This is a genomic window from Lachnoanaerobaculum orale (genome assembly GCF_003862485.1).
In the GTDB taxonomy this organism is placed as follows: Bacteria; Bacillota; Clostridia; order Lachnospirales; family Lachnospiraceae; genus Lachnoanaerobaculum; species Lachnoanaerobaculum orale.
In genome coordinates, this window is the sequence record NZ_RRCM01000001.1 from 195128 (window position 1) to 220323 (window position 25196).

The following is a 25196-nucleotide window of genomic DNA, read 5'->3' on the forward strand; positions in this document are numbered from 1 at the left end:
AATATTACTATTTAAAGAATATTTCCTTAAATATAGAATGGATACATAAGGTTTTGAGGCTATGAGATTGGCCTTAGTATTTAGTTTCGGAGGAAATATGAAAAAGAGATTTTTAGCAATGGCATTGGCTACATTGACAGTATCGGCACTTGCAGGATGCTCTATGAAGAGTCCTGAGATGACTTCCACAACAGCTGCGGCTGCAGGTGAGAGCACAGATGCAAAGGCAGACAGCAAAGCAGACAATAAGTCTGACGGAGCAGAGGTAACTTTGGTGTATGCGGAGGTAAACCCGCTTGATACAATCGTAGGACAGAGCGGAACCGCATTCAAAGAAAAGGTTGAAGAGCTTTCAGGCGGAAAGATTCACATCGATATACAGGCAAGCGGCGTACTGGGTTCTGAAAACGATGTACTTGACGGAATGCTTGGAGGAACAGGTACTGTAGATATGTCAAGAATATCCGCATTTGCTCTTACAAGTTACGGCGCAAAGAAGGCTTCACTTCTTTCAATGCCTTATACTTTCAACTCAAGAGAGCATTTCTGGAAGTTTGTAGACAGTGACCTTTCAAAGGAGTTTTTACAGGAGACATCAGATCTTAACCTCGGTATTAAGAGTCTGTACTACGGAGAAGAGGGATTCAGAAATTTCTTTACAAAGAGCCCTGTGACAAAGGTTGAAGACCTTAAGGGAATGAAACTCAGAGTGTCAAACGATCCTATTATGAACGGTATGGTTGAGGGCCTCGGAGCATCACCTACAGTAGTTGCATTCAACGAGCTTTACTCTGCACTTCAGACAGGAGTTGTAGACGGTGCGGAGCAGCCTATAACAAACTATAAGTCAAACGCCTTCCCTGAGGTTGCACCGAATATCATACTTGACGGACATACCCTCGGAGCGTTCCAGGTAGTTATCACAGATAAAGCATGGGACAAGCTTACAAAGGAGCAGCAGGATATCTTGGTTGAAGCCGGAAAGTATGTAGGAGAGGTAAACAGAAATATCGCACAAAAGGCCGAGGATAAGGTATTGGAAGACCTTAAGGCAAATAAGGTAAATGTTGTAGAGGTAGATGACAAAACACCTTGGAGAGAGGCAACAAAGGGAGTTGTAGAAAAATATACCGCAGATCAAAAAGAACTTTATCAGAAGATACTTGATTTGGACAAATAATAAGCCGCCTCTTGGGACTTTCTCTTGAGGTTTGCTGATAGAATAGAGGTAGAGATGTCAGACTTTTTTAAGGCCGTGGACAGAATAAAACCTGCATATGATATGACATATAAGTTTGTTCTGTTTTTATGTAAAATTTTGTTAATCGGAGATATAGCCATTACGACCATGTCGGTTGCGGGAAGGTATATCTCATTTATACCGGATCCTGCCTGGAGTGAGGAGATAGTACTTACATTCATGGCATATATGGCGGTACTTTCTGCAGCGCTTGCTATAAGAAGGGGTGCACATATCAGAATGACCGCATTTGACACATACTTGCCGAAGAATGTCGTAAGATTCTTGGATGTATTATCAGATTTGGCGGTGATGATACTTGCAATAGTTATGATAGTTGTAGGATGGAGCTATGCAACAAAGATAGGCGGAAAGGGTACATATGTAAGTATGCCGGGGCTTTCAAAGTTTTGGCAGTATTTTCCGGTACCTTTAGCCGGAGTCGCAATGGTTATATTTGAGCTTGAGGCGCTTTATAATCACTTTAAGGCTCTTTGTTTGAACGAAGATACACAGGAGGTAAAGGCATGAGTACAGGAGTTGCAATAGCTATATTGCTTATCAGCTTTTTTGTAATGATATTTTTGCGTTTCCCGATTGCTTACGCGGTGGCACTTTCATCACTGCTTTGCCTTTTGTCCCAAGGCCAGCCTTTATCTACCATATGTCAGCAGATGGTTAAAGGTATATCGTCATTTTCACTTATGGCGGTGCCTTTCTTTATCACAATGGGTTGTTTGATGGGCAGCGGCGGAATTTCAGAAAAACTTATTGCACTGGCAAATGCCTGTGTAGGCTGGATGCGTGGCGGTATGGCAATGGTAAATATCGTAGCTTCATATTTCTTCGGAGGCATTTCAGGTTCGGCTTCTGCCGATACGGCTTCCTTAGGTTCAATACTTATACCTATGATGGTGGACCAGGGATATGACGCGGATTTTTCAACAGCCGTAACAATCACCTCATCATGTGAGGGACTTTTGGTACCTCCGTCACATAACATGGTAATCTATGCGACCACGGCAGGCGGAGTATCTGTAGGAAGCTTATTCCTTGCAGGATATATACCGGGCGCATTGCTTGCGGTATCACTTATGATCGGATCCTATATCATATCTGTCAGAAGGAATTACCCTAAGGGTGACAAGTTCTCGATGAAGGTGCTTTTAAAGCAGCTTAGCGTATCATTCTGGGCATTGGCAGCAGTGCTTATAGTAGTGGTAGGTGTAGTAGGCGGTGTGTTTACAGCTACGGAGTCGGCAGCTATTGCGGTTATCTACAGCCTTATTGTCAGCGTGTTCATATACAAGGGACTTGACTGGAAGGGCGTATGGAAGACACTTGAAGAGTGTATAAATACACTCTCAATAGTGCTTATACTTATATCGACATCAAGTATATTCGGATATTGCCTTACAACACTTCATGTGCCTGATATGGCGGCAAGTGCTATCACAGGATTTACAAGTAATCCTATAATTTTAGCACTTTTACTTAACCTCATTTTGCTTATACTCGGATGTATTATGGATATGGCACCGATTATACTTATTGCCACACCTATACTTTTGCCGATAGCGAATTCTATAGGAATCGGACCGATACAGTTCGGTATAATGGTAATATTAAACTGCGGTATCGGACTTCTTACACCTCCTGTAGGCGGAGTACTCTTTATCGGTTCGGCGGTAGCAAAACTACCTATGGAAAAGGTCGTAAAGGCGACATTACCTTTCTATCTTTGCATGATAATCACACTTTTACTTATAACATTTATACCGATGATAAGCTTGGGACTTCCTGTATTATTCGGTAGCTTATAGAATGAAAAGCTGTTACAAAGATTAAAATTCTTTGTAACGGCTTTTTATTATTATATTTTAAAAAATTTAAATGTATACATCTCAAAAGACTTGTTTTAAAAGATAAAACATAGTACAATCCAATAGAATACAATCAGATTTTAAAAAGGCTGTATAAGTAAGTCAAAAATAATTATTAAATATATTTTGGAGGAAATATGAGCAAAATAGTAGTAGTTGGAGCAAACCATGCCGGTACTTGTGCAATCAATACGATTACAGGTTTTAATGAGGGAGATGAGGTGGTAGTATTTGATCAGAACTCAAATATCAGCTTCTTAGGCTGCGGTATGGCACTTTGGATAGGCGGACAGATATCAAAACCTGACGGACTTTTCTATTCAAACAAGGAAAAGCTTGAGTCACAGGGCGCAAAGGTAAATATGAACAGCAAGGTTGAAAATATCGACTTTGATAAAAAGGTTGTCATTGCAACTTTGGAAGACGGTAAAGAGGTGGAAGAAAGCTATGACAAATTGATACTTGCTACAGGTTCACTTCCTATAGTACCTCCAATACCGGGCAGAGATTTGGAGAATGTTCAGCTGGTGAAGCTTTTCCAAAATGCCGAAGAGGTAATAAAGAAGCTTGAAAACCCTGATATAAAGACAATTGCCGTAGTAGGTGCCGGTTATATCGGAGTGGAGCTTGCAGAGGCGTTTGAAAGACATCATAAGAAAGTGATTTTAGTGGATATAGCAAAGACTTCACTTTCAAGCTACTATGATACCGAGTTCAGTGCAATGATGGACAAGAACCTGAGTGACCACGGAATAGAGCTTGCTTTCGGTGAGACCGTAAAGGAAATCAAGGGTAACGGTAAAGTAGAGGCAATTGTCACAGATAAGAATGAATATCAGTGTGATATGGTAATACTTGCTATCGGATTCAGACCGAATACCGAACTTGGAAAGGGACGCCTTGAAACAATGCCGAACGGTGCATATATAGTGGACGCTACTCAGCAGACAAGTATAAAGGATGTATACGCAATAGGTGACTGCGCAACCGTACAGTTCAATGCTACAGGAGAGAAGTCATATATAGCACTTGCAACCAATGCTGTACGTTCAGGCCTTATAGCGGCATATAATGCTTGTGGCAAAAAGCTGGAGACAATAGGTGTTCAGGGTTCAAACGCCATCTCAATCTATGACTTAAAGCTTGTATCCACAGGTCTTAGCGAGCAGAAGGCAAAGCAGCTTAATATGGATGTGCTTTCAACCTCATATGAAGATTTGCAAAAGGCAACATTCATTGAAACAACCAATCCTAAGGTAAAACTTAAGATAGTATATGATGCAAAGACAAGAGTGATAGTAGGTGCACAGATGGCATCAACATATGATATGTCAATGGGTATACATATGTTCTCACTTGCAATACAGGAGAAGGTAACTATAGACAAGTTAAAGCTGCTTGATATTTTCTTCCTTCCACATTTCAATCAGCCTTATAACTACATCACAATGGCTGCATTATCCGCAAAATAAAATAAAGATAAATTAAAACGGCTGTCGCAGTGATTCAAATCATTGCGACAGCCGTTTGTTATGAGGTGTGTTATATATTATTTGTTTTTTGCAAGTTTTTTAAACTCGTCCGCTACGAACTGAACCTTTGTACCGATAATAACCTGTACGGAAGTCTTTGAAGGTCTGATAACACCTGCAACACCTGCGGATTTTATCTTCTTTTCATCCACCTTTGTATAGTCTTTGATTTCAAGGCGAAGTCTTGTGATACAGTTATCAATAGATGTGAGGTTCTCAGGACCGCCGACACCGTCCAAGATAATAGCTGCAACTGCAGTAAAGTCATCATTAGATAAAACAGCTTTTTTCTCTTCTTCCTCGTCGTCTTCTCTGCCCGGAGTCTTTAAGTTAAACTTGGTGATAACAAAACGGAATATTGCATAGTATATTACGCCGTAAACAATGCCGATAGGTATTAAGAGTATCGGATTTTGTGCAAACGGAGCTTTAAAGCTGAGTACCCAGTCTACAAGACCTGCACTGAAGTTAAATCCCGCTCTTATAGGAAGTAATGCCACAATTGCAAGTGAAATACCTGTTAAAAGAGCATGGATAAGGTAAAGTACCGGTGCAAGGAACATAAATGCAAACTCAAGCGGCTCTGTAACACCTGTAAAGAATGAAGACAGAGCGGCAGCGAGTAAAAGACCGTAAGCCGCCTTTTTTCTTGAATCCTTAGCTGTGTGATACATAGCAAGTGCGGCACCCGGAAGTCCGAACATCATTACAGGGAAGAATCCCGACATATACATACCTGTCTGTCCGAGTACACCGCCGTCGGCGCTTCCCCAGAATTTGCCGATATCATTGATACCTGCCACATCAAACCAGAATACGGAGTTTAGTGCATGGTGAAGTCCGAAAGGAATCAAAAGTCTGTTAAAGAATCCGTATATTCCGGCACCCAGGGCACCGGTGCTCATAATAGCTTCACCGAAGCTTACCAATGCGCCGTAAACAACAGGCCAAACAAAGAAAAGTATAAGTGACGCAATAAGAGAAAATCCTGCTGTAACAATAGCTACACATCTCTTACCGCTAAAGAATGACAGAGCGTCAGGCAGCTTTGTAGTCTTGAACTTATTGTAGCAAATGGCACCTATAAGACCGCAGATAATTCCGATAAACTGAGTCTGAGTTTTACCGAAAGCCGCAGGTACGGCATCAGCCTCAACACCTGTAAACATAGCTACTGAACCCTTTGATAAAAGAGTTGTAACAACCAGCCATGAAACAAGTCCGGCAAGGGCTGCGGCACCGTCTCCGTCATCACTCATACCTACCGCAACGCCTATAGCAAAGAGGATTGCCATGTTGTCAATGATGGCGCTGCCCGCTTTTAAGAGGAAAGCCGCAACTATATTATTGCTGCCCCAGCCTGTAGGGTCAATCCAATAACCGATACCCATCAAAATCGCCGCCACAGGAAGGCAGGCTACAGGAAGCATCAAAGACTTCCCAAGTCGTTGTAAATACTTCATAAATTTCTCCTTATTTCGTGTTCTCTTTGTCGGCCGTTCAAAGAGAAAAGTTTATTATGGTATTACTACCAATATTTCACTGTTATTTGTCACAGTTATATCGGTGACACTCTCAACTGATTTGTAGTTGTCACTGTTGCAAATAATCATAACTGTGACAGGGTCAAATCCCGCTTCTTTTACTTTATTCAAATCGACTTTTAAAAGAGGATCCTTTGCCTTCACTATATCACCTACCGCTACAAAGGCTTCAAATCCTTCGCCTTTCATTTTTACGGTATCAAGTCCGACATGTATAAGTACTTCCTCTCCGGTATCCGCCATTATGCTGACGGCATGCAAAGTATCAAAGATCATACTTACGGTACCGTTTACAGGAGAGGTGACAAGACCGTCACTTGGTATTATCGCAACTCCCTTTCCAAGCATCTCCGATGAAAACGTCTCATCAGGGACTTCCTTTATAGATATACTTTTTCCGGCCATAGGGCTTAAAAGTGTGTCTTTTTTCTTCTTAAAAAATCCGAACATATTTACTCCTCCGACATAGTTACCCTTTTTATATGAATTGCAAGATAGGTCATTTCCATTCTCGTTATACCTGATTTGGTCTCATGTTCTATATATTTTGCAATTCGTTTTCCGCACTCAAACTCGCGAGGGTACTTTTCCTTCATCATATCTTCAAATATTGTGTCCTCATCCGAAAGCATCTCATTGTGATACAGCCTTTGAATAAGAAACTTTATATGGGTTACAAATCTTTCATAGTGAATAGAATTTTCATTTAAGTTTACATTCAATTCACTCATTACAATGTCCATTATATCTCGCATAAGATGCGGAAGGCTCAGGGTCTCCTTCATATGTGTGCTGTACTGTGCATTGACAAAGTGAAGTGCAATAAAGCCCGCCTCCGAGTCGGGAAGCAAAAGTCCCATTCTGTCATGTATCAGCCTCAGCGTATAGAGCCCCAGCGCATATTCCTGCGGATAAAATCTCTTAATCTCCCACATAAGAGCGTTTTCGGGAGTCATACCTTCTTTAAATCTTTCAATGGCAAAGTTGATATGGTCGACCAATGTAAGATAGATGTTTTGACTCAGCTTCAAATTTTCAACATTTATAGCATAGGATATAACATCATCAGTCAGTATCAACCTCTCCATAGGTATATCGGCAATCATATCCTGAAACTTTAAAAGCGTTTCATTTTCCTTTATGCGAAATACCTTTTCAATCTCCGATTGTGATACCGTATCGCCCTTTCGCCTGCCGAAACCTATGCCCTTACCCATGGCAATGACTTCTCTGTTCTTATGGTCATGGGTCAAGACAATATTGTTGTTTATAATTTTTTCAATGATCATCGCACCACCATAAACATAAAATAATAAAAAGACCAAATAAACCGTACAAATACGGTCATTCGGTCTTGCCTGCGTCTCAGTAACAATCCTAAATATAAAATCTTATGAAGAAATTCTAACATATTTCTTAAGCAATGACAATTGGCAGAATACCAGAAGAAAAGGCGGGAAATTGGGCAAAATAAATAAAAGGGAGGGAAGAGTGGAGAAGTAATGATTAGAAAAGTGGAACTTGGGTTAGTAGGGTGATAGGGAGTGTAGATTTTCGCTTTAAATATTTACAAAAGCGTTATATTATGTTAGTATAAATACAACTAATAATGACGTCATGACAACATGATGTAATAACGTATAAGGGGAATGAAAATGAGAAAATTAAGATTCGTGAGTGCAGCTATGGCTATGATGATGGTAGCCGGGACATTAGTAGGATGTAGTGGAGGAAATGAGTCACAAAAATCCGGAAGTGGTGGTAAGAATTTGAAAGTGGCTATTATATGTTCAGCAGCGGGACAAAATGATAATGGCTACAATCAAACTGCAATTGAAGGAGCAAAAAAAGCTGAAAAAGACTTTGGAATTGAGTATAAGGTGGTTGAACCTACAACAGGAGTTCCGAAGGCATTGGAGAGTTTGGCAGATGACGGTTATCAGATTATATTTAATTTGGAATATGATTTTGAAGCATTGATTAATGGTACAGGTGGAGCAGATGCAATTGCTAAGATGTATCCTGATACCACATTTATCTGTATGAATGATAATCCAAATAAGGATAGTGAGGGAAAGCAGATTCATGATAATGTAATAAGTGTACTCTTTGATGTACATGAATCATCATTTGTTGCAGGTGCATTGACAACACTTGTAAATGAAAATGCAAAAGAACTCTTTGGTGATACAGAATATAAGTTTACTTCACCTGAAAATGGTGGAAGATCTGTAGGCTTTATAGGTGGAACAAACTCTAACGGTATTACAGTATTCTCATATGGCTATATAGAAGGAATAAATTATGAAGCAGAAAAATTTGGTGTAAACTATGACTATTATTCAAAGTATGACGCAGGTTTTGCTGACTCGGCTACAGGAAGTACAGTGGCAGGTACATATTATAATCAGGGTGCAAATGTAGTATTTGCGGTAGCAGGAGCAGTAGGAGACGGAGTTGCGTCAAAGGCTAAAGAGGAAGGAAAACTTGCAATACAGGTAGATGCTAATAAAGATGCACAGCAACCCGGATATATACTTACAAGTGTTATGAAGAATACAGATGTACCGGTTTATGAAATTATAAAAGCTTCAATTGAGGGAAAGCTTGATAGCATGGATAGAGTACAAACATATTCTTTAGCTTCAGGTGCAACATCTATTACGGATTTAGCTGAAATAAGCAAACATGTACAAGATTCAGGAAAAGAAAAATGGGAAGAAATAAAGGCCGAAGTAAAGGATGTAGAAAGCAAAATTGCTGACGGAACTATTAAAGTAACTAATGCTCAAAATGGGGAAGAGTTTGATCAGAGTAAATGTCCTAATGTAAAAATAAAGTAACAGGATACTATATATGAAAAGTATAATTCAAACAATAAATTTGACCAAAAAGTTTGGAGATTTTGTCGCTAATAATAATATATCTTTGGACATAAAAGAAGGTGAAATAAGGTGTATTGTAGGAGAAAACGGAGCGGGTAAGTCAACACTTATGAATATGTTGTATGGCTTGGTTGCTCCAAGCTCCGGAAAAATACTTATTAGAGGTGAAGAAGTAAAGATGACCAACCCTCTTACCGCAATAGGAGTAGGAATAGGCATGGTACATCAACACTTTAAGTTAGTTTCCTCACTTACAGTATATGAGAATATTTTGCTCGGTGTGGAAATAAAAAAGAAAAATAGTCCTCTGATAGATAAAAAAGAAGAGATAAAAAAGGTTGCAAAAATGATTGAGGATAACCATCTTCAATTAAATCCAACAGATAAAATCGAAGATATTTCTATAGGTGAAAGACAAAGAGTTGAAATACTTAAAATGCTTTATAGAAATGTGGATATACTTATTTTGGACGAACCCACTGCTGTATTAACTCCGAAAGAAGTTGATGATTTAATTGCAACATTAAAGCTTTTAAAAGAGCAGGGAAAGACAATAATAGTTATCACACATAAACTGAGAGAGGTAATGGAGCTTGCAGATAGTATCACCGTGTTAAAACATGGAAATGTTGTCGGAGATGTTTTAAAACAGGATACTGATGAAAAAGAGATTGCAAGAATGATGGTAGGAAGAGATGTATGTTTGACAGTACAAAATGATAGAAAACATACTGTAGAAAAACAAGTAGTATATCAAGTTGATAACTTAAATGTATTAAATGACGATGGTAAGAAAGTTATCAATAATGTCTCTTTTAAAGTAAATAAGGGTGAAATATTTGGAATAGCCGGAGTAGAAGGAAATGGACAATCGGAACTGATAAAAGTATTAACGGGACTTATGGAAGCCGAGAGTGGAAATGTTATCTTATATGGTAAGAATGTGACAAACCGGTGGCCAAAAGAACTTAGAAAAGAAGGAATCGGTATTATTCCGGAAGATAGATACGCTACAGGGTTATGTAGAGAAATGAGTGTTTCCGATAATTGCATTGCAGGCTATCATGATAATAAAGAAATATTAAAATATGGATTATATAACTCGAAAAAAATAGATGAAATAAGAGACAAATACATTGATGAGTTTGATATAAGATTAGGTGATAAGAATGGGGTTATAGGAAATCTGTCGGGAGGAAATGCCCAGAAAGTAATTATTGCAAGAGAACTTGCATCAAAACCTAAGATACTTATGGCTTGTCAACCAACAAGAGGAGTAGATATAGGTTCTATTGAATTTATTCACAATGAAATTATAAAGTTCAGAGACCAAGGTAATACCGTTATTTTAGTATCAAGTGAATTATCAGAAATAATGAGTTTATCTGATAGAGTTATAGTAATGTATAAGGGGCAAATTACGGGAGAGATTTCTCCGACGGAAGTGTCAACAGTTGAGATAGGTCTTTTGATGGCAGGAATAAAAGGGGAGAATAAGCATGAGAAATAACAATGAAACCTTAAAACATATTATAAACTCATTAATTCCGGTTATTCTTGCATTTGCCCTAGGTGCAATTATTATTTTGTTTACAGGAAACAATCCGTTATATGCATATTGGATTTTGCTAAAAAAATCATTGTTTACAAGTAAAGGATTTTTGGATACCCTTCATTACGCGTCACCATTGATTCTGACAGGACTTGCAATAGCGGTGACGTTTAAGGCTAATGTATATAACATGGGAGTGGAAGGACAGATGCTTTTGGGAGGATTTTTTGCAGGATTGGTAGGATCAAGTATATCAGTTGGAAATCCTTTTATAGAAAAGTTTATTTGCATAATAGTTGCAATTATTTGTGGAATGGCTTTTGCCATGATACCTGCCATATTAAAGGTGAAATGTAATGTAAATGAAATGGTAGTAACTCTTATGCTTAATTATGGAGTTGTTAAGGTTTTAGAATTTTTAACAACAGGTGTTTTTAAAGATAAAAGTGCCGGATATGTAGCGACTCCAACTATCAATGATATAGCTATGTTTAGTAGATTTGGCAAGTCTAGAATAACTGCTTTCTTTGTCATTGTTATTATTGTATTGATTGTGATGTATTTTATTATGAAAAAAACAAAGCTTGGATATGAAATAACAGCAATAGGAAAAAATCCCGAGTTTGCAGAAGCTTGTGGAATGAATGTTGGAAAAAAAATAATGGTCATTATGTTACTTAGTGGAGCGCTTTCAGGAATGGCGGGAGCTGGCTGGATGCTAAGTGATCAATTCAAGTATACTTTAAGTTTTTCGGGTAATCCGGGATTAGGCTGGGACGGTATGTTAGTTGCTTTACTGGGTGGACATACTCCAATCGGTATACTGGTAGCCTCAATATTTTATGCGGCATTAAAAACGGGTAGTGACAGTATAAATATGTATACTTCAGTACCAAAGGAAATTGTTGCATTAATTCAGGGCATAATGATTTTATTTTTGGCAGTAAAATTTTTAAAAGAAAAGAAATAGAATGTATAGTAATAAACATAAAATGGAGGAAGCACAATGGCTCTTCTAAATAGTATTTTATATGATACAGTTTACCATAGTGCACCAATAATACTATGTGTAATAGGTGGAATATTTGCATATAAAGCTAATGTTTTGAATATAGCACTTGAAGGAATGATGTTAAACGGTGCATTTGTATCTGTGTTAGTTATGTATTTTACAGGCAACATTTTTTTAGCATTATCTTCAGCTATACTAACAACCTTGATTTGGGGATTGATTTTTTCTTATTTTGGAGTGAGTGGATCCGGAAATGTAATAGTAATTGGACTTGGAATAAACTTTATTGTACCGGCGATAGCTAAATTTACTTTGAATATGATGGGAGTGTCAAATATAAGCTTGCAAAATATTAGCGTATCTGATTTTAAGATACATATACCTATTATTGATTCAATAGATATTGTAGGTAGCATTTTGAGTGGGCATACATTTATCACATATTTGGCATTTATAGGAATCATAATTATGTCAGTTATAATGTATCAGACAAAATTTGGAATATATGTAAGAGTTGTGGGTGAAAATGAAGAAGCGGCAATAAGTTTGGGACTAAAAACCAAATTATATAAGTATTTGGCAATTTTACTGGGAGCATTATGTGCAGGTTTGGCAGGCATAAATTTATCTTTGGAACGCATGTGTATGTACACAAATGATATGACTGCAGGAAGAGGCTTTATAGCAATTGCGGCAATTTATTGTGGTGGGGGAAAACCTTTAGAATCATCTTTATATGCAATTCTTTTTGGCATATCAAGAGCATTGGCGGTGAATTTGAGTATCAATGCAGGTCCTATGGCAGGGATATTTGATACTATACCTTACATAATAATGGTTTCAGTGCTTGCAACAGTTTCATATATGAAGTTTAAAAATGTAAGGGTAAGAGGATATACTTTTTAGAAAGGTGAAAAGATGAAAACAGCACTTCTAATTGTAGATATGGTTAGAGACTTTACGGATCCTAACGGACTGGTATTTTATCCGGAAAATAGAAAGATATTGCCGGAAATAAAAGAGGTCCTTGAGCTGTGTAGAAGTAAAAATTGTCTTATAGTATATTTGCAGCATTGTAATAGAGCCGGTAAGTTTGATAAGAAGGCTGCAACAATGCGACCTAATTGTATAGAAGGGACTTTTGGAGTAGAAATCGACCCGATGCTTGAGACAAAACCTGAAGACTACATTATACAGAAGAGAAGATATAGTGGATTTTTCGGAACAGATTTGGACTTGGTTTTAAGAGAAAACAACATAGAAAACTTGATTGTAGTAGGTACTAAAACAAATTGCTGTATCAGAGCAACCGTAACAGATGCTTTTTATTATAATTATGAGCCTTATGTAGTTAGAGAATGTGTTGCAACGAATTCTGAAACAGTAAATGAGGTTCATTTAAGTGATATTGATAAATACTTAGGCCATGTTGTAAATAAAGAGGAACTTAAAAATATGTTTTTACAAGGTGAATTATAATAGGTGAAGATGTATGAAAGTTGAAGTTTTGACAAGTGGATATGTGAGCATGGATCATATTATAAAATTGAAAACTCCTGCTAAAGTGGGTTTTACATCAATAGTTGAGAACCAATCTTCAGCGGAAATATTTTATGGTGGATGTTCTGTGAATATAGATTATGAACTTTGTAAGCTGGGTATAGACTCTATGCCTTTGATAAGAGTGGGTAAAGACTATGAATCTACCGGATTTAAAAGTTTTCTGGAAGAGGCTAAGGTTCCTACGCGTGGAGTTAACATAATAGAAGAGGACATAACGGGATATTGCTATTTGCTACAAGACAATAATAATGAGCATATTACAATATTTTATCCAGGGGCTATGGACAGAAAATACGCGTCAGGTTTTAAAGAAGAACTTTTTAAAGACGCAAAACTTGGCGTAATAACTGTGGCATCTATAGATGACAATATGGATTTTTTCAGGAAATGTCAAAAGTTTAATATTCCGATAGTATTTGGTATGAAGGATGATATGGAGGCTTTTCCTGAATATTTTTTGAAGGAAATTTTAAAGGAAAGTAAAATAATATTCACAAATGAAGTTGAATGTGAAATTATTAAGCATATAAATGGCATAACAGATATAAAAGAGCTTTTTATTGATGGAAAAGTTGATATATTGATAACTACTTTAGGTGCTGACGGTAGTATTTGTTATATCAGAAAAGGTGAGAAGATAATTGAAAAGAGAATAGAAGCTATAAGAATAAATAATGTTGTTGATGCTTCAGGTGGCGGAGATGCATATATGTCAGGTTTCTTGTATGGATATCTTAAGGATTTTGACCCTGAAGATTGTTGTAGATTGGGGACAATAATGGCATCACATATTATTCAAAAAGAGGGGTGTTTAAGTAATGTACCTGATGAATCAAAACTCCTTGGTGATTTTGATTCTCTATTTAAAAAGGAAGTGTAATAAGTATGAAAGCATTATATACCGGAGTTGGTAAGGAAGATATAGGTAAGTATGTTATTTTTTCCGGAGATCCATGGAGAGTTGAGAGACTTTGTAAATATATGGATTCTCCAAAAAAAATAGCATTTTTAAGAGAATTTAACACTTATACAGGAATGTATAAAGGAATAAAAGTAACTATAACATCTACGGGTATAGGTGCTCCTTCAGCTGCAATTGCAATGGAAGAGATGTATGAAGCCGGAATGGAAGTTGCAGTAAGAATGGGGACTGTAATGTCACTGAAGGAAGATACATTAGGTGATTTTATGATACCGGTTGCAGCTATGAGAAGAGAAGGAACAAGTCAAAGTTATGTTGATTTATCTTATCCTGCTGTGGCAGATATAGAGTTAATAAATATAATGAATGATACTGTGAAAAGTGTGGATAAAAAGTATCATAATGGAATAAATTGCACAATGGATGGATTCTATACAAATATGCATGAATCAAGATTTTCAAAAGAGTCAAATAGAGATATTGATAAAACCTTTAATGAGTTAAGAAAACTTGGTGTTGACGGTATAGACATGGAATCAGCATGTTTGATGACATTGGGTAGACTTATGAATGTAAAAACCTGTACTTTGACTATAGTTACAGTTTTAGAGAATCTTAAAGATAAACTTGAAGGTGAAGACAGGAAAGAGGCTGAAGAATTACTGTGTAAAGTGGCCTTAGAGGGTATATATAATTATGTAAATAAAAAGGAGCTTGAATGAGAAAAGATATAATTAGTAATGGAGGAAAGACAGTTATTGGTATGGTACATTGTAAACCATTGCCGACAACCGTGGGATTCAACGGAGATTATCAAGAAATAATAGATATAGCTGTTGAAGATGCCAAGACACTGGAAAAAGCAGGAGTAGATGGGATAATAGTAGAAAACATGGGAGATACACCATTTTCGGCTTTATTAAATAAAGCACAGTTAGCGGCGTTAAGTGTAGCGGCATATGCAGTAAAAGAAGCTGTAAAAATACCGGTAGGTGTAGATGCGGCATTTAATGACTGTGAATCCGGTTTTGCAATTGCAGGTATGATAGGAGCTGATTTTGTACGAGTTCCTGTATTTGTTGATAGAGTGCTTTTTACAGATGGAGTGATAGAGCCATGTGCTAAAAGATGTATGGAATATAGAAAAAGCTTAGGACTGGAGCATATAAAGATTCTTGCCGACATACAAGTAAAACATGCACACATGATTTTACCAGGTATAACAATAGAGCAATCAGCTAAGGATGCAGCTGCAAATGGAGCTGATGCCATCATAGTAACGGGATCACAAGTTGGTGAAGAAACTCCTATAGAGATGATTGACAGAGTAAAAAAAGTTGTGAATATACCTGTGATAGCCGGTAGTGGTGTAAATGATACAAATATAAAAGATCAGCTTAATATAGCTGATGGAGCAATAATAGGTTCGGGCTTTAAGGTTAACGGAAAGATCGAAAATCCTATTTCTTATGAATTAACAAAAAAAGTCATGGATGCACTTAGAATGTGAGGGGATTAGTATGATGAGACCAATGAAACTTGCAGGTTCTGAATTAGTATTTGGAAACGGTTCTTTGGAATATATTAAGTCTGTGAATTGTGAAAGAGCAGCAATAGTTGTAGGTGGAAGCAGCATGGAAAAGAATGGAACACTGGAAAAGGTAGAGGCTCTATTTAAAGAAGCCGACGTTGTTACAACAGTTATAAGTGGTGTAGAGCCGGATCCATCAATAGAAACTGTTTTGCGTGGGGCAAAAGAAATGGTTGAATTTAATCCGGATTTGATAGTTGGACTTGGTGGAGGATCCGCAATGGATGCTGCCAAGGCTATGTGGATTTTCTATGAGCATCCGGATCTTAAAGGCTTACAAGATATTTTGCCTCCAAACACATTTCCTAAATTAAGAAAAAGGGCAAGACTTTGTTGTATTCCATCAACATCAGGTACGGCCAGTGAAGTATCCAGATCTATAGTTATCACTGAAAACTCTACAGGATTGAAGTATGGAATAGGAAATATGGAGATGATGCCTGATATAGCTATATGTGATGGAGACATAACTGTTTCTATGCCAAGTAAAATTACAGCTGAGACAGGAATGGATGCTTTGACACATGCTCTTGAGGCTTTAGTTTCAAATAGAGCGAATTATCTGAGTGATATTTTAGCAAAAGCAGCCATAAATGATATATTTAAATTTTTACCTAAAGCATATAAAAATGGTGAGGATAAAGAAGCGAGAGAGCTTATGCTACAGGCATCTATGGTTGCAGGTTTAGCATTTACAAATGTATCTTTAGGAATTGTGCATTCTATGGCACATACTTTAGGAAGTGTATACCATATATCACATGGATTGGCAGATGCCATAATTTTGCCATATGTGATAAGCTATAATAAGCAAAGCGAAATAGCAAAAGAGATATATAAAAATATTTCCGATGAACTTGGAATAGGTGATATAGAGTTCGAAGTAAAAAGGCTCAATAAAGAGTTAAACATACCTGAAAAACTTTCTGAGTTGATACCGAATAGAGAAGATTATATATCTAAATTAGATATTTTGGCAGATTTTGCTAAAAAAGATGGTTGTACCAAAACAAATCCTGTAATACCGGAAATAGAAGGTTTTAAAGAGTTATTTATAAAGGTATACGATGGAAGTAAGGAGAATTAAATGGAAATAATATGCTATTTATCCAGTGGATATCCTACAATAGAGTCAAGTATTGAGGTTGCAAATGATTATGCAAAGGCCGGATGTAAAATTATTGAAGTAGATTTTCCTTCAAGAGATCCGTACTTGGAGGGAGAATATATAGCAGATAGAATGAAAAAGGCACTGGAAAACTGTGATGATTATAATAAATATATGGACTTTATAGTTAGTCTAAAAAGAAATTTGCCTGATGTAAAACTTCTTGTATTAGCTTATGAAAATACAGTAGAAGAAATTGGAGTAGATAAGTTTATAAGGTTTTGCTTAGATAACGATTTAAAAGATATATTGCTTGTAGGATTGAAGGATGATACTATAAAGAATAAGATTATATCTGCAGGCTTATTGGTTTCATGCTATGTACAATTCCATCTTCCGGAAGAAGAAATTGACCTTGCCAAGAGATCAAATGGATTTGTATATTTACAAGCAAAACCTTATATAGACCAGATATTACATCCTAAATATAAGACTTTGAAAGATGCGATAGGATACTTGAGAGAACTGGGTATAGACAGACCTATTTACTGTGGGGTAGGAGTACATGAACCAAAAGATGTTACTACTGTAAAAGAAGCAGGTGGAGATGCAGCTTTTGTTGGTAGCGCAATCTTAAAATTACACGATGATAGAAATGCTATGATGGAAAAGATAAAGGAATTTAAGGCTATGTGCTAAATAATGACTTGATGTTATAATCCGGTTATATTGTGATTTTAGCCTGTGGTAAGAAAAGAGGTATACAGATTTGATATTAGAAGATAAATCGCCAAAGTATTTTATAGTAAAGAAAGCGATAGTTGAAAATATTGACAATGATTTATATCATTCTAATGAGGCGATACCAAGTGAGAAGAAACTTATGGAATTGTATAATGTAAGTAGGATTACCATAAGAAAAGCCATTGATGAGTTGGTAACAGAAGGATACCTTTATAAAATACAGGGTAAGGGTACTTATGTTAAGGCCGATGAGGGTAGCAATAATTTGTTTTCTATTACAAGTAGCACCGAAGATGTGCAAAAAATGGGAATGACACCGAGCAAGAAAACGAAAATAAGCAGAATAGAATTTGCGTCTCCTAAACGTGCAAAGGCTTTAGAAATATCGACTGATGATAAAGTTGAGGTTATTGGAAGAATTTCATATGCAAATTTGGAACCTTTAAATTATACAATAGCATTTTTGCCTGAAAAGATATTTCCAGGATTGATAGAATATGATCTTGAACATGAATCTTTGTATAAGCTTATCAATGACCGGTATAGTGTAAGGATTACAAAGGCCAGACGAACTATAGAAGCAGTTTTGGCAAAGGATGAAATAGCAAAATACCTTGAGCTTGAAGAAGGAATGCCGGTTATCTTATTCAGATGTGTTACATATGGTATTGTAAATGGAAAAGAGATTCCTATAGAGTATTTTAAATGTTATTACAGGACTGATAAATATAAATTTTATATAGATCAAATAAGGCAATAGTTTAAATTAAAAGCTGTCACAAAGTGTGCCGGCTTTTTTTAGTTAATAATTTTGGAGTAATAAAATTTGTATATGTGGTACTGATATAAAAAGATTGGATATTGACTTTTATATTATAAGTTCATAGAATTTTAGTAAATTAAGTATATAAGAGTTTTTACTGATATATTTGATTAGAATTAAAAAAAGTTTATTAAGACAAAAAGATTTAAAATATATTTGTGTTAATTTGTTGTGAAAGGTATGATAATGTTGGACGATAATAAAATATATACTGCTGAAGAAGTATATAAGAGTATTTTAAAAAGAATTATAAAATTAGAACTGGAGCCGGGGCAGCTTATTAGTGAAAATCAAATGTGTATAGATTATGGAGTATCAAGGTCTATAATAAGAAATGCATTTACAAAATTGGCGCAACTAAAGTTTGTAGAGGTAAGACCGCAAAGAGGCACTTACGTTACACAGATAGACTTAAATTATATATCAGATTTACTAATGCTTAGAACGGCAGTTGAAAAAGAGGTCATATATGAGATGTTTACTAAACTTGATGAATCGGCAAGACTCGAATTGGTAAAGAAACTGGAAAAGAATATAGAAGAGGAAGAAAAATATATAGACGAAAGAACCTATTCGCGCAAGTTTGGTATACTTGACAGTGAGTTTCATAAAACTATGATTGATAGTGTAAACAGATATGCATTAGTGATAATTTTAAGTGATATTATGCTTCATATATCAAGATGGAGAAATTTTGATGTAAAGTTTGCAAATCGTATTCATGAGTTGGTGGAAGAACATAAGAATATAGTAAATGGAATAAAGAGTAATGACCTATACAAGGCGCAGGAGTGCATGGCTGCCCATTTGGAAACAATTACAGATATATATGAAAGTGCAATAAAGCAATATCCCAGATATTTTATATCTTGAAAATTTGAAAATGGTAAAGAACAGAATTTTAATAAACTTTATTATTTTAGTAAAGAATTACATATATAATTACAAAAATATTATAATATAGTAACTAAAAATAAAATTGATATACAAGTTATACAATAAGAAAGTTAGAAAAATAGAAAATATAAAAAATAAACAAAAAAATACGTGCAAGTATATTAATAATACATATTTACAAAAATAATAAAAATTGATAATATTATAACATAGATATCAATTTAAATATGTTGATATAATTATTTTGTAATCACTTGTATACTAGTAGACAAGATATAAAGGAGAAATTTATGTACACATTAGGTGTTGATATCGGATCAACTACTTCAAAGGCTGTAATATTGGAGGATGGAGAAAACATAGTAGCTTCTTCAATAGTTGTAGCAACTGTGGGAACAGCCGGTGTAGAAGAAGCTGTAAAAAATGTACTAAACTCTTCAAAACTGGAATTAAAAGATATTAAGTCGGTAGTTGCTACAGGTTATGGAAGAATGAACTACGATTTGGCTGATTATAAAGTCAGTGAGTTGACGTGCCACGCGCTTGGAGTACATAAAGAGTTTCCTAATGTCAGAACGGTAATAGATATCGGTGGACAGGATGCGAAAGTAATATCACTTGCAGCTAACGGTAAAATGACAAATTTTGTTATGAATGATAAATGCGCTGCAGGAACCGGAAGATTTCTTGATGTGATGGCTAATATTCTTAATCTTCAAATAGACGAGTTGGAGATTGAGGCGTTAAAATCTGATAATCCTGCAAATATATCAAGTACATGTACAGTTTTTGCGGAGTCGGAGGTTATATCTCAGCTTGCTACAGGAAGGAATATCCCGGATTTGGTAGCCGGAATATGTAAATCTGTTGCGATAAGAGTTGCCGCTTTAGCTAAGAGAGTCGGAATAGTTGAAGAAGTATGTATGAGTGGCGGTGTAGCTAAAAACTCAGGTGTTAGAAATGCTATGAGTAAAGAACTTGGTGTAGATATAGTGTTTAGTAAGAACGCTCAACTTATGGGAGCACTTGGAGCCGCAATATACGGCTTTAAAAAGTCATAAATTTTTATATTAAAAAGTAGGAGGAAACCAGTGGAAGAAGCTAAAAAACAAAAGCCTACTATAGATCCAAACAGTGCAAAAGCCAGATTGGGTAAGATAGCAGCAAAGGCATACAGTGACTGCGTAGAGGCTAAAAAGCGAGGCGAATTGGTAGGATGGTGCGCAAGTAACTTTCCGGTAGAGATTCCTGAAACATTAGGATTATATGTATGTTATCCTGAAAATCAGGCAGCCGGAATTGCAGCCAGAGGTGGTGGAGAACGAATGTGTAGTGAGAGTGAAGGCGATGGATATTCTAATGATATATGCGCATATGCCAGAATATCTCTTGCATATATGAAGCTTAAGGAAGCACCGGAACAAGATATGCCACAACCGGATTTCGTTCTATGTTGTAATAATATATGTAACTGTATGATTAAATGGTATGAGAACATTGCTAAAGAATTGAATATTCCTATGATTATGATAGATATTCCTTTTAATCCTGATTATGAAGTTTCAGAGGCAATGACAGCTTATATCAGAAATCAATTCTGGGATGCAATACATCAATTAGAGGAGATTACAGGTAAAAAGTGGAGTAATGAAAGATACGAAGAGGTAAGAAAGATATCAGGCAGAAGCTCCAGGGCTTGGCTTGAGGCAACTGCTACAGCTAAGTATTCACCGTCACCATTTAACGGATTTGATTTATTAAATCATATGGCTGTTATGGTTACAGCCAGAGGAAAGCTTGAAGCGGCAGAGGCAATGGAGACTTTGCTTAAAGAGTATAAAGAAAATCATGAAAAAGGTGAGTCTACATTTAAGGGTGAAGAAAAATACAGAATTATGTTTGAAGGTATAGCATGTTGGCCATGGCTTCGTGCTACAGCAACCGGACTTAAGAGTCGTGGAATAAATATGGTTACAACCATATATGCTGACGCTTTCGGATTTATTTATGATGACTTTGACGGAATGTGCAGGGCATATGCAAATGTTCCTAACTGTATGAATATAGAACATGCAAGAGATAAGAGAACAAAGCTTTGTAAAGATAACAGTGTTGAAGGACTTCTTGTACATACAAACAGATCCTGTAAACTTTGGTCGGGATTTATGTCTGAGATGAGCAGACAAATCGGTGAGGAGTGTGGAATTCCTGTTGTAAGTTTTGATGGAGATCAGGCTGATCCAAGAAACTTCTCTGAAGCTCAATATGATACAAGAGTTCAAGGTCTGACAGAAATTATGGAAGTAAATAAGGAAATTTAAGGGGGGAGACTATGTGGCATTGTTTAGAAACTTTAAAAAAGGTTAGTGTGTCTCCAAAGGAACAGCTCGACAAATATCTTTCAGAAGGAAAGAAAGTTATAGCTGTTGCACCTGTATATACACCAGAGGAGATAATTCATGCTTTTGGATTTGTACCGATGGGAGTATGGGGAGCGGATATTGAAATAAATGAGTCAAAGAAATATTATCCTGCATTTATTTGCTCAATAATGCAGACTGTATTGGAACTTGGAATAAAAGGAAAATATTCCGGAGTAAGTGCAATAGTAGTTCCGTCACTTTGCGATTCGCTTAAAACTTTAGGACAAAACTGGAAATATGCAGTGAAAGATATTCCGTTTATACCGATGACTTACCCACAAAACAGAAAACCCGATTATGCGGTTGATTTTACTGTTGAAATGTATAAGAGAGTAATAAATGACCTGGAGAATATCACAGGTGAAAAGTTTGATGAGAGTAAACTTAAAAAAACATATGAAATCTATAATGAACATAATAGGGTAATGAGAGAATTCTCAAAGATTTCAGAAGATTATGAAGTATCTGCAGCAGACAGAAGTGCAGTGTTTAAGAGTGCATGGTTTATGCTTAAAGAAGAGCATACAGGACTTGTTAAGGAACTTATCGAGCTTATTAAAAAAGAAGGAAAGATTTCTAAGAAGCTGAGAGTTTACACAACAGGTATATTGGCTGATGCACCGGATTTACTTAATATATTTGACAGTAATAATCTGCAGATAGTAGGTGATGATATAGCATATGAATCAAGACAATATAGAACAGACATTACAAATGGAAATGATTTATATGCTTTAGCAAAGAAATTTTCAGAAATGGATAATTGTTCACTGCTGTATGACAGAGATAAAAAAAGAGTAAGCTTTATAATTGAAGAAGCTAAGAAGAAAAAAGCAGATGGTATAGTAGTTCTTATGACTAAATTCTGCGATCCTGAAGAATTTGATTATGTGCCAATAAAGAGAGCGGCAGATGAGGCAGGTATTCCACATATAAATATAGAAGTGGACAGACAAATGAAAAATTATCAGCAAGCAAATACTATGTTACAAACATTTGCAGATATGTTGATTTAGGAGGAACATCATGATTAATAAGGACAAAATGCCTGTGGTGATAGGCGTAGCATTCGTATGGTTTACAACTCAGTTTGGTGGCGGTTTTGCATCAGGAAACCAGTTGAGAGCATTCTTTTTGAACTTCGGAATATGGGCATTTGTAACCTGTATTCTTACTCAAGCAATCGGTGCATTCTATCAGTGGTATGCACTTAAATATGCTAAGAAACATGAATTATACAACTATGCAAGTTTCAATAAGAGCTTCTATAGATTTAATGATAAATTCGGAAAAAAGGCCGGAGATGTTTTGGCTGTAGTTTTCAGTACATTATATGAATTGGTTTATATAGTAACCATTTGTGTAGCACCTGCAGCAGCTTTTGCAACCGGTGTAGCTACAATGGAAAAGTCCTTTGGAATTCATCATTGGATCGGAACAATATTTACAGGCTTATTTATCTTTATTGTTGCTGTTTACGGTACAAATGTTGTTAGAAAAGTGGCATCAACACTTTCAGTTTTAATAGTTGCAGGATTATTTCTTGTTTATATACCTAATATTATTATGCAGTGGGGAGATATAATGTCAAATCTTTCAGCAGAGATTGCAAATCCTGCACCTGTCGGACCTGCTTTGATAAAGGGTATTGTATATGCCGCATTCCAGTTGGGTGCAATAGGTTTGCTTGTACAGCATGCTAAACCTTTTGATTCTCATCATTTGGCAAGGACATCAATGGTATACGGATTTTTTGTAAACGGTTTTATATGCTTACTTGCAGTTCTTGGGCTTACAGCTATTATAAATGAACCTGATTTTGCTAAGGAATCTATTCCTCTTATTATCCTTGTAAATAAAGGATTTGCACCTGATATCTTAAGACCTATGATTTCAATACTTATTGTTTTAGGTTCTGTATCAACCGCAGTAAATATGATTGCCGGAATGAGCAACAGAATTTGTTCATCTATTGATAAGAATTTTGATCCTAATAATAAACCGGGTGTAAATGTTATTGTTGTTACATTAGTATGTACATTACTTGCATTCTTTATTGCACAGTTAGGTTTAAACAAGATAGTTGCAGTTGGATATAAGTATTTAGGTTATCTTACAATACCTGTAATTATGATACCTTATCTTATTCATATGGCTGTTACAAAGTTTGATGAAGAGTAAATTAAAAAGGGAGAAGAAAGATGAGTAAACCTTTAGAGGGCGTGAAAGTAGTTGAGTTGGCAACATTTATTGCAGCTTCAACATCAGGAAGATTTATGGCTGATTTGGGCGCCGATGTTATAAAAATTGAATCAGCAAAAGGAGATCCGCTAAGATATACAGCACCAAGTGAGGGCAGACCTCTTGATATGTATGAGAATACAACATGGGATCTTGAAAACGGAAATAAAAGATGTATTTCTTTGGATATGAGAAACCCTGAGGCAAAGGAAGCATTTTTTAAACTTCTGGACACTGCAGATGTACTTATAACAAACTGGAGAGTACAGGCACTTGAGAGAGCAGGTTTAGACTATGAAACACTTAAGAAGAGATATCCTAAGCTTGTTTATGCTATTTGTACAGGATATGGAGAGTTCGGACCTGATAAGGACCTTCCGGGATTTGACTTTACAGCATTCTTTGCAAGAGGTGGATACCTTGATTCCCTAAGACAAAAGGGAAGCGTTCCTATGAATGTAGTACCGGGACTTGGAGATCATAATGTCGGAATGAATCTTGTTGCAGGAATTCTTGCAGCATTATATCAGGCAAAAGTTAAGGGCGTTGGTGAAAAAGTAGAGACATCACTGTTTGAGAGTGCAATTTTCAATTTTGGAATGATGATTCAAGCATCGAACTATGAAGGAATAGCACAAAACTATCCCATAGATGTAAGAGAAAGTGCCAATCCTTTCAATGCAGCCTGGAGAACAAAGGATGAAAGATTTATCCAAACATGTATGCCTGACTACAATACTTATTATAAGAAATTTATGGCAGCTATCGGCAGAGAAGATTTGGTAGAAAGCGATAAGTATTTCCCGGTTCAAAGCTTACAGGCTAATAAACTTGGAACAGAAGTATATGATATTGTAATGGAAGCTATCAATAAGAATGACATGGAGTATTGGAGAACAGTATTTACAGAGGCTGATATTCCGTTTGCATTAGCACAAAACTGGATGGAAATCAGAAATGATAAGCAGGCTGAGGCAAACAATTGTTTTTATGATATGACATATGAAAATGGAAATACAAGACGATTGGTTAGACTTCCTGTAAAGTTTACAGAGATGGGAGTACCTGATTATAAGAGAGGTCCGCTTATCGGTGAGAACGGAAGAGAGGTACTGAAAGAAATAGGCTATAGCGATTCTGATGTAGATAAGCTCATAGATACTAATGCTCTGTACATCTGGGAAAAAAAGTAAAAAAGCAAAAAAGGACTTTATAGTCCTTTTTTAGCTCAATTTA

Annotated in this window: 24 protein-coding genes; 21 read left to right on the forward strand and 3 right to left on the reverse strand. The window is 36.2% G+C overall.

Features of this window, described 5'->3' with window-relative positions; all coding sequences use genetic code 11:
• The first annotated feature begins 97 nt into the window (after window positions 1-97).
• The 4 genes from EHW90_RS01025 (at window position 98) to nox (ending at window position 4595) form a co-directional block, all read left to right on the forward strand.
• The gene (locus EHW90_RS01025) at window positions 98-1180 is read left to right on the forward strand and encodes a TRAP transporter substrate-binding protein (protein ID WP_124950529.1); all 1083 of its coding nucleotides are present in this window, start codon (window positions 98-100) and stop codon (window positions 1178-1180) included.
• A gap of 54 nt (window positions 1181-1234) precedes the next feature.
• On the forward strand, window positions 1235-1771 hold the full coding sequence (locus EHW90_RS01030) for a TRAP transporter small permease (RefSeq protein ID WP_124950531.1): 537 nt from the start codon (window positions 1235-1237) through the stop codon (window positions 1769-1771).
• Window positions 1768-3063, forward strand: coding sequence for a TRAP transporter large permease (locus EHW90_RS01035; RefSeq protein ID WP_124950533.1), 1296 nt, complete (start codon window positions 1768-1770; stop codon window positions 3061-3063). The genes EHW90_RS01030 and EHW90_RS01035 overlap by 4 nt, the downstream gene beginning before the upstream one ends.
• Before the next feature lie 197 nt (window positions 3064-3260).
• Complete coding sequence (nox, locus tag EHW90_RS01040) at window positions 3261-4595, forward strand: H2O-forming NADH oxidase (RefSeq protein ID WP_124950535.1); 1335 nt, start codon at window positions 3261-3263, stop codon at window positions 4593-4595.
• A gap of 77 nt (window positions 4596-4672) precedes the next feature.
• Here nox and nagE read toward each other — a convergent pair whose 3' ends face one another.
• Genes nagE through licT form a run of 3 tightly spaced genes read right to left on the reverse strand, consistent with a single transcriptional unit; the run spans window position 4673 to window position 7488 of the window.
• Window positions 4673-6118, reverse strand: coding sequence for an N-acetylglucosamine-specific PTS transporter subunit IIBC (gene nagE / locus EHW90_RS01045; protein ID WP_124950537.1), 1446 nt, complete (start codon window positions 6116-6118; stop codon window positions 4673-4675).
• A gap of 54 nt (window positions 6119-6172) precedes the next feature.
• On the reverse strand, window positions 6173-6649 hold the full coding sequence (locus EHW90_RS01050; protein WP_124950539.1) for a PTS sugar transporter subunit IIA: 477 nt from the start codon (window positions 6647-6649) through the stop codon (window positions 6173-6175).
• 2 nt (window positions 6650-6651) lie between these two features.
• Window positions 6652-7488 carry a BglG family transcription antiterminator LicT gene (gene licT / locus EHW90_RS01055; RefSeq protein ID WP_124950541.1) on the reverse strand — a complete coding sequence of 279 codons (837 nt, stop codon included), beginning with the start codon at window positions 7486-7488 and terminating at the stop codon, window positions 6652-6654.
• 366 nt (window positions 7489-7854) lie between these two features.
• On the opposite strand from licT, the gene EHW90_RS01060 reads away from it, so the two are divergent.
• The 17 genes from EHW90_RS01060 (at window position 7855) to EHW90_RS01140 (ending at window position 25153) form a co-directional block, all read left to right on the forward strand.
• Window positions 7855-9042 (forward strand): BMP family lipoprotein, encoded by a 1188-nt coding sequence (locus EHW90_RS01060; RefSeq protein ID WP_330507716.1) that lies wholly within the window; start codon window positions 7855-7857, stop codon window positions 9040-9042.
• A 13-nt stretch (window positions 9043-9055) separates the two neighbouring features.
• Window positions 9056-10594 carry an ABC transporter ATP-binding protein gene (locus EHW90_RS01065; RefSeq protein WP_124950545.1) on the forward strand — a complete coding sequence of 513 codons (1539 nt, stop codon included), beginning with the start codon at window positions 9056-9058 and terminating at the stop codon, window positions 10592-10594.
• Window positions 10584-11606, forward strand: coding sequence for an ABC transporter permease (locus EHW90_RS01070; RefSeq protein WP_124950547.1), 1023 nt, complete (start codon window positions 10584-10586; stop codon window positions 11604-11606). The genes EHW90_RS01065 and EHW90_RS01070 overlap by 11 nt, the downstream gene beginning before the upstream one ends.
• 36 nt (window positions 11607-11642) lie before the next feature.
• Window positions 11643-12554: an ABC transporter permease gene (locus tag EHW90_RS01075; protein WP_124950549.1), complete on the forward strand. Its 912-nt coding sequence runs from the start codon at window positions 11643-11645 to the stop codon at window positions 12552-12554.
• Between the two features lie 12 nt (window positions 12555-12566).
• A complete protein-coding gene (locus EHW90_RS01080) occupies window positions 12567-13127 on the forward strand; it encodes a cysteine hydrolase family protein (RefSeq protein ID WP_124950551.1) in 561 nt (186 codons plus the stop codon).
• Window positions 13128-13140: 13 nt separating this feature from the next.
• On the forward strand, window positions 13141-14091 hold the full coding sequence (locus EHW90_RS01085) for a PfkB family carbohydrate kinase (RefSeq protein ID WP_124950553.1): 951 nt from the start codon (window positions 13141-13143) through the stop codon (window positions 14089-14091).
• A gap of 5 nt (window positions 14092-14096) precedes the next feature.
• A complete protein-coding gene (locus EHW90_RS01090) occupies window positions 14097-14855 on the forward strand; it encodes a nucleoside phosphorylase (RefSeq protein WP_124950556.1) in 759 nt (252 codons plus the stop codon).
• Window positions 14852-15643, forward strand: a complete 792-nt coding sequence (locus EHW90_RS01095; protein ID WP_124950558.1) for a BtpA/SgcQ family protein — start codon at window positions 14852-14854, stop codon at window positions 15641-15643. Before EHW90_RS01090 ends, EHW90_RS01095 begins: the two co-directional genes overlap by 4 nt.
• A gap of 10 nt (window positions 15644-15653) precedes the next feature.
• Window positions 15654-16811 carry an iron-containing alcohol dehydrogenase gene (locus EHW90_RS01100; protein WP_124950560.1) on the forward strand — a complete coding sequence of 386 codons (1158 nt, stop codon included), beginning with the start codon at window positions 15654-15656 and terminating at the stop codon, window positions 16809-16811.
• The gene (locus EHW90_RS01105) at window positions 16812-17531 is read left to right on the forward strand and encodes a tryptophan synthase subunit alpha (RefSeq protein ID WP_124950562.1); all 720 of its coding nucleotides are present in this window, start codon (window positions 16812-16814) and stop codon (window positions 17529-17531) included.
• A 70-nt stretch (window positions 17532-17601) separates the two neighbouring features.
• Window positions 17602-18336 carry a GntR family transcriptional regulator gene (locus EHW90_RS01110; protein ID WP_330507717.1) on the forward strand — a complete coding sequence of 245 codons (735 nt, stop codon included), beginning with the start codon at window positions 17602-17604 and terminating at the stop codon, window positions 18334-18336.
• A 243-nt stretch (window positions 18337-18579) separates the two neighbouring features.
• On the forward strand, window positions 18580-19272 hold the full coding sequence (locus EHW90_RS01115; RefSeq protein WP_330507856.1) for a GntR family transcriptional regulator: 693 nt from the start codon (window positions 18580-18582) through the stop codon (window positions 19270-19272).
• A 314-nt stretch (window positions 19273-19586) separates the two neighbouring features.
• Window positions 19587-20357, forward strand: coding sequence for an acyl-CoA dehydratase activase (locus tag EHW90_RS01120; protein WP_009663496.1), 771 nt, complete (start codon window positions 19587-19589; stop codon window positions 20355-20357).
• A gap of 30 nt (window positions 20358-20387) precedes the next feature.
• The gene (locus EHW90_RS01125) at window positions 20388-21617 is read left to right on the forward strand and encodes a 2-hydroxyacyl-CoA dehydratase subunit D (RefSeq protein ID WP_009663420.1); all 1230 of its coding nucleotides are present in this window, start codon (window positions 20388-20390) and stop codon (window positions 21615-21617) included.
• 11 nt (window positions 21618-21628) lie between these two features.
• Window positions 21629-22735, forward strand: coding sequence for a 2-hydroxyacyl-CoA dehydratase subunit D (locus tag EHW90_RS01130; RefSeq protein ID WP_124950566.1), 1107 nt, complete (start codon window positions 21629-21631; stop codon window positions 22733-22735).
• Between the two features lie 10 nt (window positions 22736-22745).
• The gene (locus EHW90_RS01135) at window positions 22746-23900 is read left to right on the forward strand and encodes a YkvI family membrane protein (RefSeq protein ID WP_124950568.1); all 1155 of its coding nucleotides are present in this window, start codon (window positions 22746-22748) and stop codon (window positions 23898-23900) included.
• A gap of 20 nt (window positions 23901-23920) precedes the next feature.
• Window positions 23921-25153 (forward strand): CaiB/BaiF CoA transferase family protein, encoded by a 1233-nt coding sequence (locus tag EHW90_RS01140; protein ID WP_124950570.1) that lies wholly within the window; start codon window positions 23921-23923, stop codon window positions 25151-25153.
• Window positions 25154-25196 lie beyond the last annotated feature (43 nt).